We start from the raw sequence: 10,830 nt of genomic DNA on the forward strand, positions 1-10,830 counted from the left end.
GGATTTCGCGCCGAGCGGGCTTAATACAACGTAACGTTGGGCTCCGTGCCCGCCGGTGGGGGTGTCTCTGGACGGGCGCCGCTTTCGTTCCGATAAATAAAGGCCCGATCCGGGGTCACGAGGATCGCGTCCTGCCGCCCGTCGCCATCACAGTCCCCGAGCAGGATGCTCATTTCGAACGAGGGTTCGCCGTCCTGCCGGGCGCCGGGGATCGCCAGCGTAGCGATTCGTGCGCCGGAGGCATTGTAAATCGCGCGGTTGTCCCCATTCAAAATCTCGGCGAATCCATCGCCCGTCCAGTCCACCAGGCGGTGATGCCGCGCGTACCGCGTCATGATCTGTCCAAGCCGGTTGCCCTCCGCATCGAAGACCCAGAGCGGACCTTCGCCCGGCGGGCGGTGGTCGATGTCGACCAGGATCTGCGGCCCCGGAAGCCCCGGGACGATTTCCGCCAGTTGCAGCGATTCGAAGTGGTGGCCCGCATACTCCCAGATGGGGCGCCCGCGCCCATCCACGACGGCGATATTGTTCGCGCCGCAGCACGTTAGCGCAATGCGAACTTCGTCGAGGTTCTCCGACATCGCCATGAGCCGCGCGCAGTCCAGGTGCCCCCGGTGCAGATCCGTCGTCTTCGATTCATAAACCCAGCGCACCGAGCCGTCGGGGTTCAGCATCGCAAACCCCGCCATGATCTCGTCGCGCCCGTCCCCGTCAATGTCCATCGGGCGCGGCTGGTGCGCGGTCCGGTAGCCGCCGGGCAGGTTCACATGCCAGAGCAGTTCCCCAGCCTGGTTGTACGCCCAGATGTTCTCGTAGCGGTCTTTCACCAGCACATCCGAGGCGCGGCCCTTGCCCGCCAGGTCGCAGAACACGATACAATCCGTCGCGCCCTTTTCAATCGGGATGCGCCGCTTCTCCGCGCCCGTCGCGCCATCGATCTCCACAATGTCCGATTCGTCGCAGACCACCACCTCGTTCCGGCCGTCCCCGTCCCAATCGGCGATCTGGCAGGCCACATCGTGGTGCCACGTCTTGCGGCCGATCTCCGGGCGGCCCCACGTCCAGATCGTGGATCCATCCAGGCGCTGCGCCGCCACCGCGCTCGTGAAGTGTACATCGCCCTCGTTGAAGTTTTCCGCACTGACGATGTCCACCGCGCCGTCCCCGTCCACATCGCCCGCGACGAGCCACTGCCCGCCGAAATCCGCCTCCAGGGCGATCGTTTTCCAGGGCTCGATCTCCGGAACGTTGGCCGGCGGCGGCCCGTTGTCCACCACGTCGAACAGGGCGAATGGGGGAGCGTCTTCCGCGGACGCGACCGCCGCGGCCAGGGCGCAGACCGCGAAAATGGCCCGAAAAATCGGGGCGCGCCGGGCCGGCGTGTGGCGTGGTGAATTGCTGCCAATCCGTGTGCTAGGATTCCGCGCCATGATCAAACTCCTCCCATTAGCCTTGCTGGTCATTTCCAATATCTTCATGACCTACGCCTGGTACGGCCACCTGAAGGACTTCAAAGACAAGCCCCTGCTCCTGGCCATTGTCGCAAGCTGGTCCGTCGCCTTTCTGGAGTATTGCTTCCAGGTACCCGCGAACCGGATCGGACACCAGCATTTTACACTGGCCCAACTCAAAATCGCCCAGGAAGTAATCACGATGGGCGTATTTGCCGTATTCAGCGTATACTACATGAAGGAGAAGATCACGCTCGACTATCTCTGGGCGGGCATCTGCCTCGCGGGGGCGGCCTATTTCATGTTTCGCAACGCCTGAGGCGCCTGCGCGGACCGTACCACAATCCGGTTCCGCCCGTTGCGCTTGGCCGCGTACAGGGCGTCATCGGCAAGCTTCAGCAGTTCATCGCCGTCGAAGCCGGTACTGTCCTCCGCGATCCCAACCCCCAGGCTGACGGTAACGGCGAACATTCTTCCTTCCGCCTCGATCGGGGTTGCGGCGATCTGCTGCAGGTAGCGCTTCGCCGCCGATTCCGCGCCGGGGCCGCTGCCCGCCGCCAGCACGACGAGAAACTCCTCGCCGCCGTAGCGCCCGACGGTATCCCCGCGGCGCGCCACCTCCTCGAAGCGGCGGGCCACTTCCCGCAGCACCGCATCGCCCGCAAGGTGCCCGTGCGCGTCGTTTAGTTCCTTGAAATGGTCGATGTCCACCATGATGGCGGCGGCGCTCTTGCCGGAGCGCTTCGCGCGCGCAAGCTCCTCCTCCATGAAATCCTGGATCGTCTTTCTGTTCCAGAGCCCCGTCAGGCCATCGTGCGTGGCCTGGTGCTGGAGTATCTGCCGGGCCTCGAGCAGTTCCGAGTTAATCTGGAAAAGCTCCTCGTACAGGCGGCTTTTCTCGACGATGACCGAGAGCTGGGCCGCAATGCGGCGGAACACGTGCTGGTGCACGTTGCGGTACGTGCCCTTCTCCCGGCTGGAGAAAAAGAGAAAGCCGAGCGGCTTGCCCAGCGCCACGAGCGGGCATGTCAAGCTGGATCGAATGCCCTCGTCCAGCACAAGTCTCGTGGAATGCGACTTGGGATTCGCCGCGTAGTATGCCTCCAGATCGTTGATGACACGCGGCTCGCCGGTCAGGATGACGTGATTCAGGCTGCTGCCGTTAAGGCGCTGGGCATACCCGTTTTTCAGCCGTATCTTAATGTCGTCTGCTCGGGCCCAATGCGCTTTCAGGGTCGTGCCGTCGTCTTCGAGAAGCGCGAACCCGATCCGGTCGTAGGGGATGAGCGGGCGAAACGTCTCGTAGACGTGATCCATCACCTCGTTGATGAAGAAGCCCTGGTTCACGCGCTCGGTGACATCGAGCAAATGGGCCTGCTCCCGGTAATGGCGATCCAGCGCGCCTGCGAGCGCCACGAGCTCCCTCCCCAGGCGGCCGAGCGCATCATCCTCGTCGCCGAAGTCCTCTTCCGGAAATTCCAACTGTTGCATACACACAACATAATTGGTGTATTGCTCCACCCGCGGGTCGCACGACTCATCAAGCACGAAAAGAGTCTCCCCCGGCATGCGCCGGCACACGGTTCCCAAACCCACTGACACCCCAGTTACAGTGACATTCCCAAGGCTTTGAACTGGGGGCGTCACCAAAACTGAACGCTATCTTAACGATCCGGGGCGAAATATTCCACAAGTTTGGCGAAAAATTTCGTGCCGTCTTCCCCGGCCGCCGCCCGTGTATGTTCAGGGGGCGAAAAGGTGCTGGAGGATCGCGTCCCGCACCGCTGTGCATGGGAGCGTCTCGTCCCCGTGCCCCCGCTCGCCCGAGGTGAGGAGCAGTGGCTTCAGGGCGTCGTCGAGCGCGTGCCGGCCATGAGATCCCCGCACCAGCGCCGTGTCGAGTGGGATCAGGTCCATAAGCGTGCGGAAGCCGAGCTTCTTCTTGAGCAGGCGCCACGCGATGTGGGCCGGGGGCAGCTTCAGGGCGGGATTCAGAAAGAGTTCGACGGGATCGTAGCCCGGCTTCCGGTGGATGTCCACGCAGCGCGCGAAATCGGGCGCGCGCGCGTCGTCCAGCCAGTAGTAATAGCTGAACCATCGGCGGGGCTCGCTGAGGAGCACCAAATCCCCGGACCGTGGGTGATCCAGCTCCAGCGCCGCCTGCTCCGCGCGATCCAGCACCCGCTCCACCCCCGGAACGCCGCGAAGAAGCTCGGCGTAGTAGCCGATGCGCCCCGGATCCTTCACATACACGTGGGCGCACTGGTGATCCGCCACGGCGAAGGCGTCGCTCGCGCCGGCGTCCAGCAGTTCGAGCCCTTCCTCCACGCGGAGGCTGATCGCGCCCGCTTCGCGCAGGATGCGGTTGGGGTGGACCGCGTCGTCGACCGGCATAATGCCGTACTCGCTGGCGATCATCGGGCGCACCCCGGCCCCCTCGAAGTAATCCAGCAGTTGCCCCACCACGGCGTCAAGCTCGGCGACGTATTTCGGGATGTCCGGGTGTTCCGGGCCGAGTTTCTGGAGGCAATAATCGAGGTGGGGGAGATAGACCAGGGTCAGGCCGGGCCGGTGTTTCCGGTGCGCGTAAACCGTCGCGTCCGCGATCCACTGCGTGGACTTAATCGACGACGCCGGTCCCCAGAAATTGAAGAGCGGAAACGTGTCCAGTTCCGCCTGCAATTCGTCGCGCAGGTCCTGCGGGTGCGAATAGCAGTCCGGAATCTTGCGCCCGTCCGCCTTGTAGATCGGGCGCGGCGTGACGGAGAAATCAACGGAGGAGTACATGTTGTACCACCAGAACATGTTCAGCGTGGTGCACGACGGATCCCGCTCGCGCGCGATCTCCCAGACCTTCGGGCGCTCCACGAGGTGGTTGGACTGCTTCCAGAACTGCACCTCCGCCATCTCGCGGTTGTACCACCCGTTCCCCACAATCCCGTGCTCGCGCGGGGGCGCGCCGGTGAGCATGGAAGACTGCACCGTCGTGGTGACGGCGGGGAAGCTCGGCTCCAGGTACTGCCGGCGCCCGCCGCGGAGAAACGCCTGGATGCGTGGGCAAGCCTCGGAAATCAGGGATTCGGTCAGCCCGACCGCGAGCAGCACGGCGGTGGGATGGTGCGACGTGGTCATGTGCCGGCAATCCTCCGGTGGCCCCAGACCGTCACCGCGAAGCACGCGAGCGCGGCCAGCGACAGCCCGGGGAAGGGGGTAAGGGTCAGAAAAAAGGCGTCCAGCAGGGAGATGCCCGCGAGCCACCCGAGCACGGCGGGCACGACTTTCGGCGGGGCCTGCCAGATGAAGCGCGCGGACCGGATGAGCCAGAGCAACAGCAGCGGGCCCACAACCATGGTCCAGCGCCAATCGCCGCCGCCCGTGAACAGGAGCACGGTGAAAGGGAGAAAGATCATGGCCACCGCAAGCCAGCGGCGGAAGCCAAGCCGGCCCGCCGCTTCTTTCTGCGCGACAACGGTCAGCCCGATGATGTAGAGAGCGATCAAGCCGCCGAAAAGCGCCACCCCGGCGATGGAATCCAGCCGCGATCCGGCGGCGATTGCGGCCGCCAGCGCATAGACCAGCGCGCGGCACAGGCCCATGAACACGAGGGAGGCGTTCCAGCGCTTGTGGAGCACATCGTAGGCCACAATGGCGCCGATCAGCGCCAGGGCGACGTAGCGGGCCCCGGGCGCAAAGACGAGCGTCAGAATGAGGCCCGATCCGAAGCACATGAACGTGAAGCGCGTGACCTCGCGAACGGAAAGCGCGCCGGACGGAATGGGGCGTCCGGGCCGCTCGCTTGCGTCGATGTGGCGGTCGAGCAGGTCGTTCAGGGCCATGCCGCCGATATAGAAAAGCGCCGAGATCACCGCCGCCAGCAGGGCCTTGGGCCACTCTAGCGCGCCACCGCCCGCCGCAAGCGCAAATCCTACAAGCACATTGGAAAACACCGTGGGCAGGTTGGAAATGCGCGAAAGTTGCAGATACGCCTTGAGCTTTGACGGCATTCAGATTCTTTCTATGAATGAGTGAGGTGGAATAACATTAGATACTAGGTTTTTAGCCACAAAGCGCACAAAGAACACAAAGAAAAAGGGAGCGGAAGCGCTGCAAGCCTTCGTTCCGTTGAGGAGTCACCCGTGAAAGGTGGCATCCCAGAGCATCCTCACGCAACGGCGAAAAAGGGTTCGATAGGTTTTTTGAAAGCGCCCTGCAATGCATCGGCAATATCAAAATGACACCCGATACTTTTTGTGCTCTTTGTGTACTTTGTGGCTAAAGAATAGGCTTCCGCGCCGCTTCGGTTCTACGTTCTACTGCCGTCCGACGCATCCAGCACCCACTGCATCTCCCGCGCGATGCCCTCCGCGAGGTCGTCCACCCGAAGCGATTCCGGCAGCACGTTCCAGGCATAGGTCTCCACCTCAAAATGGCGGCAGTCCGACAGCGCGCCGATGCTCTGCAGGCACTCGCGGACTTCCTGCTGCGTCGCGCGCAAATACCCGAACGTATCCAGAAAAAGCGGCACGTGGAAATGCGTCCGCAGCGTGTATTCCATCAGCGGCCGATCCGCGATGGCGTCCAGCGCGATCGGCAAGTCCTCGTAGAGCCGCGTCTCCTCGCCATCCACCGCGTGGCGGACCATCGTCTGGTGCAGGTAGCGCGGCTCCTGGAAGGTGAACAGCTGATCGAGCGCCAGCGATCCATCGTTGACGTCCAGCCGCGTAAAATCCGCCTCCACCGCCGACGAGAGCTGGACCTTGCCGACACGCAATCCCGCCGACCGGTAGGCCAGGAGCACATCCGCCTGCGACTCGCCCATCACCGCCGCATGGCAGACGTCGTGGCAGACCCGAAGATAGCGCGCGAAATGCTCCTCGTTGCCGCGTTCGAGAAGGTGTTCCTCAAAAAACGCGATCATGTCCCCGCTCGTGTCCAGCAAACAGCCCGGCTCCGGCTCGATATCGACATGGATGCACTTGCCCGTCGCCGCCTCCTCCCGCGCCAGGTGATCCGCCAGCACGCGCAGGTTTTCGCCCGCCGCGCGCAGCGTCTCCGCGTCGGAATCCCCCGCCGGCCAGCCCACCGGCAGCGTGGAGACGCCGCCCTCCGCGCCCTGGGGCAGCAGCCCGCCGAGAATGCGCACCAGGTCCTTCGTGTAGTCCAGCCGCGCCGCCTCCGCCCACGTGGGCTTGTAAACCGCGTGCTTCACCACGGCATCGTGAAAATCGCCGTACGGGAAGCCGTTCATCGTGAACACGGACAACCCCCGCTCCGCAAGCCAGTCCGCAAGCTCGCCAATGCGGTCCGTCGCAACGATTTCCCGCGCCGCCGAAGCCGGCAGCCAAAGCCCCACGCCCATCGGCGCATCGGGCGACACCCGCTCCTTCACGCGAACGGCATAGCGCTCCAGATTCGCCAGCGTCGTGGCGTAATCATTGCCCGCATGGACATTGGTGCAATAGCCAAGAATATTCTGGCCGGAAGTAAACATGGCGCCTCGCTGGGGTTCGTCGGATAAATTGACTTTGCCCATTATAGAGGGGGCAAGACCCACGTTGCACAAAACCGCGCCCATTTCCGCCACCGCGCACCGTCGGCCCGTCCGCAAATGTAGGATAGCCGTCCCGGCTGTCCAACGCCGCCAGGCGCAAATGTAGGATAGCCGTCCCGGCTGTCCAAGGCGCCAAAAGGCGCAAATGTAGGATAGCCGTCCCGGCTGTCCAACGCGCCAAAAGGCGCAAATGTAGGATAGCCGTCCCGGCTGTCCAACGCCGCCAGGCGCAAAGCACCGCGCCCATTTCCGCCACATCTGGAGGAGCCTGGCGCCGGCGTAATGAACCTGCGCCCCTTGGGCTCCACCACGGGCATGGGCCGGCCATGGAGCCAGCGCTTGGGCACCCGTCAATACCCGACGTTAACGTTGCTTCAATCAGAAATCTTCGATATCCTGTCTTCCGCAGTCCAGACGCCAACGCCGCCAGCCAGGAACCGACCGGGAAGGGGTAAGCCCATGTTCAAGTTCTTCCAAAAACGGCATGAAAACATAGCGAAAGCGCCGTTGTCCTTCGCTTTCGGGTGCTTCGGCGCGGGTATGGTTTTCGCCACCTTACTCATGCGGGAGTTCGGCCTCTCCGAATTGGCGATCGACAATATTGCCTACCTGATCGGATTCGCCAGCGTGATTTACTTTCATACCAACAGCCAGGAAGAAAAACCCGCCCCGCGCCAGCAGGGGGAATAAGACCCCCGCCCCACGCCCGAGCATACACGTCCCTCGCGCCGAAAAAAGTAGGCTGAAAGTCCGCCGCAGGCGGAATAGCCCTTCCGGCTGTCCAACGCGCCAATGGCGCCCAAGCTCGCCCCTCTTTCCGCGGGATCTCACACCACGCCGCCTGCTATCCTTGCCCGCACCACCGACCAGCACACACGAAAGGAACCCACCATGGAAAAGCGCAATATCCGCTGGGGCATCATGAGCACGGCCGCGATCGCGACCAAAGTCGTCGCCGGCATGCACGACGCCAAAAACGCCGAACCCGCCGCCGTCGCCAGCCGCTCCCTCGACAAAGCCCGGGACTGGGCGAACGCCCACCGCGTCCCCCGGGCCTGCGGTTCCTACGACGAACTCCTCGCCGACGACGCCATCGACGCCGTCTACATCCCCCTGCCCAGCGCCCTGCGCAACGAATGGATCATAAAGGCCGCGGAAGCCGGCAAACACGTCTACGCCGAAAAGCCCTTCGCCGGCGGCATCGAAGACGCCATCCAGGCATGCCGCGACAACGGCGTGCAGTTCATGGACGGAACCATGTGGCTCCACAGCACGCGCACCGGCGAGATCGCGCGACGCATCGCCAGCGGCGCCATCGGCGACCTCAAGCGCGTCACCGCCGCATTCACCTTCAAAGCCCCCGACAAAGCCTGGCTCGAAGGCGGCAACGGCCGCACCGACAAAACCCGCGAACCCATGGGCTGCTTCGGCGATCAGGGCTGGTACCCCATCGGCGCCATCATGTGGCTCTACAACTACACCCGCCCCGAGCGCGTCCAGATGAACTACGTCTCCAAGAACACCGTCGACACCATCGTCGGCTGCGGCGGGACCCTCTGGTTCCCCGGCGGCCGCATCGCCACCTTCGACTGCGGCGTCGAACTGCCCCATCGCTCCCAGTGGGAAGCCGTCGGCGAAACCGGCCTCATCCGCGTCGACGATCAAGTAGGCGGCCAGGGCCGAACCGGCAACTTCGCCGCCTACGAAGGCCCCTTCACCGGAAGCGACCGCTACATCCTCGGCGATGTCATGGGAAAAGACACCGAGGAGAAAGTACAACCCTGCGACCACGTCGTCAAGCTAGTCGAAACCTTCTCAGACATCGCCCTCACCGGCAACCTCGACCCGCAATGGCCCAAACGAACCCGCGCGTGCCATAGGGTCATGGCCGCGCTGTTTGCATCGGCGGAGGGGGGCGGCGGGGTGGTGGGGTGGTAGAGCTGTAGGTGCAGGGTAGTCGCCGTTAGATGAGCCATCTACGACCCGGCGCTGCTAGCGAAACCGCTCAGAAGGGGCGAGGCAGCTTCCAGCCCTCGGCAGCGCCTAAGGGTTCTAACCAGATTAATGTTGCCAAGCACAGATCCGATTCATCCCGGGAACGACTGTTTATAGACAGGAAATCCGAGGCAAAAGGAACTAGGGCAATAGCACTACACCAAGACGGACACTTGGCAAACTTAAATCGATCTAATGCCTTAGGGATAGATGGTTCCCAACAGACACTCGGCCTGAACGCACATGGTGGCGTTCGCGCTAGTAGGGGTTCGGTGACTTTCGAGCCCACCGTGCACGTAACTTGCGGAAAACAGTTGATCATCCGTGTGCTCCGTAGGTGTTTCGAACGCGCTTGGACTTCTTAAAATAGAACCACCAAATCAAGAACACGATAAGATTTCTGAAGACCGCACCCAAGGCGCTACCCACAACGTGAGCGGAGACCTCGGTCGGCAAATCGCCCATGATCAAAACGGCAATGAACTCGATCCCGATGAAGCCGAAGATCCGTATCAAAAGGAACGTCTTAGCGATTTCGCGCCCATTAGGGTTTCCACTCCAGAGCATGCACCCAACGATAAATCCGTAAATGACCAGGACGATTCTACCAGTGTTCTCCCACAATATAGCAAGCTTTAGAGTTGGAAACTCATTGAGTGCGGATTCTGCTTGTAGCCAAATCCCCGAAATCTGGGCAAGGTTTGCTAAGGGGCTAAGTATGGTAAGAGTGACACAAAAGAGAAGCAACCAGCCGCCCACTCCTTTAGGGCTTGGGGCATCGATAAGCGGAGAAGTGTCACTTTTTTCCTGTACGATACTTGAACCAGATGGGAGTGGAGGAATTGTCAGCCAGGGATTCCCTTTGGACGCCACAATGCTATTCAAAGGCATCCAGGTAGACATGCCTTCCCTCCTCGCAGGCGCAGTGGGACTAACTTCGTGTTTCTCGACCATGCATCTCAATTGGTCAAGTGAGTACGGCCCTATTTGTTGATTGTTGTGATAGAGGTATATCAGGTTAGGCATATTGCATCTCCTTGACGAGCATCTGACTGTTGAATTCAATCGGGCAATCCCGCTCCAAAGGTGCGGCAGGATCTCAATCCGTTTGCTAGTTGTCTTCGTTGAGCTTGTCAAAGCGGTGGCGATTTGAGCGATGAAGATCAAGTGCCAGGCTCTCAATGTACTGATTTGGATCCTCGTCTATTTTCAGAATGCGTAAGTGGCCGGACCCTTGAAGAAACAATTCCTTCTGGCGCGGATCGATGGCGGTTTCAGAAAGGAAGAATAGCCAGAAGAATCCACCGAGAAGGAGCTGCACGCACTCTACACCATCAACATTCGACATTCCCATGCAGTGAATCATGTTTGCGGTGATGCCCGTATGTTTCGTCGAATAGAGAATGACGCAGCCATAAGCTTCGGTATCGCATGGCGTTTCATCATGCAGCATCCTCCTCAGAGCGATCTCGTGATCGCCCAGATTGACCGAGGAAAACCCGGAGTGATTGCTTATGCCAATTCGCCAGAGAATCGAAAGCTGGAACAGTTTGAACTTCGCATAGTCAACCGTGCATTCAAAGCCTCTCGAATCTTGGATGGCAATTTCAATACACTCACCGCCATACAGCACACGTCGGGCATGGTTCTCCCACACGCTCAGTTTTTGCTCGCAATGCTTGCAAAGAAGTTTCTCGCGTATGCCCTTTTGCTCGGTGGGGCGATGTTCGTCCGGCTCGGTGGATAGAACGTTGAAGCGATGCTTCTCGTCGTAGAGATTCATCTGCTTGTAGAAGAACTCAGGGACAATATGCGAATCGCACAAACGTCCTT

Annotated in this window: 10 protein-coding genes; 3 read left to right on the plus strand and 7 right to left on the minus strand. The window is 61.5% G+C overall.

Features of this window, described 5'->3' with window-relative positions; all coding sequences use genetic code 11:
• Positions 1-20 precede the first annotated feature (20 nt).
• Positions 21-1,430 (minus strand): hypothetical protein, encoded by a 1,410-nt coding sequence (locus KF886_13210; protein ID MBX3178313.1) that lies wholly within the window; start codon positions 1,428-1,430, stop codon positions 21-23.
• Between KF886_13210 and KF886_13215 the strand changes: the two genes are divergently transcribed.
• Positions 1,429-1,770, plus strand: a complete 342-nt coding sequence (locus KF886_13215) for a DMT family protein (protein ID MBX3178314.1) — start codon at positions 1,429-1,431, stop codon at positions 1,768-1,770. The two genes, KF886_13210 and KF886_13215, sit on opposite strands and share 2 nt — an antisense overlap.
• On the opposite strand, the gene KF886_13220 is transcribed toward KF886_13215, so the two are convergent.
• The 4 genes from KF886_13220 to eboE all read right to left on the minus strand — a co-directional run bounded on the left by KF886_13220 (position 1,746) and on the right by eboE (position 6,942).
• Positions 1,746-2,999, minus strand: a complete 1,254-nt coding sequence (locus tag KF886_13220) for a GGDEF domain-containing protein (protein MBX3178315.1) — start codon at positions 2,997-2,999, stop codon at positions 1,746-1,748. The genes KF886_13215 and KF886_13220 overlap by 25 nt on opposite strands.
• 195 nt (positions 3,000-3,194) lie before the next feature.
• Entirely contained in the window at positions 3,195-4,583 is a 1,389-nt protein-coding gene (locus KF886_13225; protein ID MBX3178316.1) for an alkaline phosphatase family protein, read from the minus strand.
• Complete coding sequence (locus KF886_13230) at positions 4,580-5,455, minus strand: UbiA family prenyltransferase (protein ID MBX3178317.1); 876 nt, start codon at positions 5,453-5,455, stop codon at positions 4,580-4,582. Before KF886_13230 ends, KF886_13225 begins: the two co-directional genes overlap by 4 nt.
• Before the next feature lie 299 nt (positions 5,456-5,754).
• Positions 5,755-6,942, minus strand: coding sequence for a metabolite traffic protein EboE (eboE, locus tag KF886_13235; protein MBX3178318.1), 1,188 nt, complete (start codon positions 6,940-6,942; stop codon positions 5,755-5,757).
• A 342-nt stretch (positions 6,943-7,284) separates the two neighbouring features.
• On the opposite strand from eboE, the gene KF886_13240 reads away from it, so the two are divergent.
• Positions 7,285-7,692, plus strand: a complete 408-nt coding sequence (locus tag KF886_13240; GenBank protein ID MBX3178319.1) for a hypothetical protein — start codon at positions 7,285-7,287, stop codon at positions 7,690-7,692.
• A 201-nt stretch (positions 7,693-7,893) separates the two neighbouring features.
• Positions 7,894-8,940, plus strand: a complete 1,047-nt coding sequence (locus tag KF886_13245; protein MBX3178320.1) for a Gfo/Idh/MocA family oxidoreductase — start codon at positions 7,894-7,896, stop codon at positions 8,938-8,940.
• 375 nt (positions 8,941-9,315) lie between these two features.
• Here KF886_13245 and KF886_13250 read toward each other — a convergent pair whose 3' ends face one another.
• Together KF886_13250 and KF886_13255 are read right to left on the minus strand one after the other, a co-directional pair.
• Positions 9,316-10,023, minus strand: a complete 708-nt coding sequence (locus tag KF886_13250; GenBank protein MBX3178321.1) for a DUF2569 family protein — start codon at positions 10,021-10,023, stop codon at positions 9,316-9,318.
• Positions 10,024-10,108: 85 nt separating this feature from the next.
• Positions 10,109-10,830, minus strand: a 722-nt coding sequence (locus KF886_13255; protein ID MBX3178322.1) for a hypothetical protein, incomplete at its 5' end; no start/stop codon positions are given.

The sequence above is a fragment of the Candidatus Hydrogenedentota bacterium genome (genome assembly GCA_019637335.1).
Classification (GTDB): domain Bacteria; phylum Hydrogenedentota; class Hydrogenedentia; order Hydrogenedentales; family JAEUWI01; genus JAEUWI01.

What these genes read in the sequence shown, in the direction of transcription:
- KF886_13215 (MBX3178314.1), top strand. Translation starts at nt 1,429, where the DNA reads ATGATCAAACTCCTCCCATTAGCCTTGCTGGTCATTTCCAATATCTTC.
- KF886_13210 (MBX3178313.1), bottom strand. Translation starts at nt 1,430, where the DNA reads ATGGCGCGGAATCCTAGCACACGGATTGGCAGCAATTCACCACGCCAC.
- KF886_13225 (MBX3178316.1), bottom strand. Translation starts at nt 4,583, where the DNA reads ATGACCACGTCGCACCATCCCACCGCCGTGCTGCTCGCGGTCGGGCTG.
- KF886_13230 (MBX3178317.1), bottom strand. Translation starts at nt 5,455, where the DNA reads ATGCCGTCAAAGCTCAAGGCGTATCTGCAACTTTCGCGCATTTCCAAC.
- eboE (MBX3178318.1), bottom strand. Translation starts at nt 6,942, where the DNA reads ATGTTTACTTCCGGCCAGAATATTCTTGGCTATTGCACCAATGTCCAT.
- KF886_13240 (MBX3178319.1), top strand. Translation starts at nt 7,285, where the DNA reads ATGAACCTGCGCCCCTTGGGCTCCACCACGGGCATGGGCCGGCCATGG.
- KF886_13245 (MBX3178320.1), top strand. Translation starts at nt 7,894, where the DNA reads ATGGAAAAGCGCAATATCCGCTGGGGCATCATGAGCACGGCCGCGATC.
- KF886_13250 (MBX3178321.1), bottom strand. Translation starts at nt 10,023, where the DNA reads ATGCCTAACCTGATATACCTCTATCACAACAATCAACAAATAGGGCCG.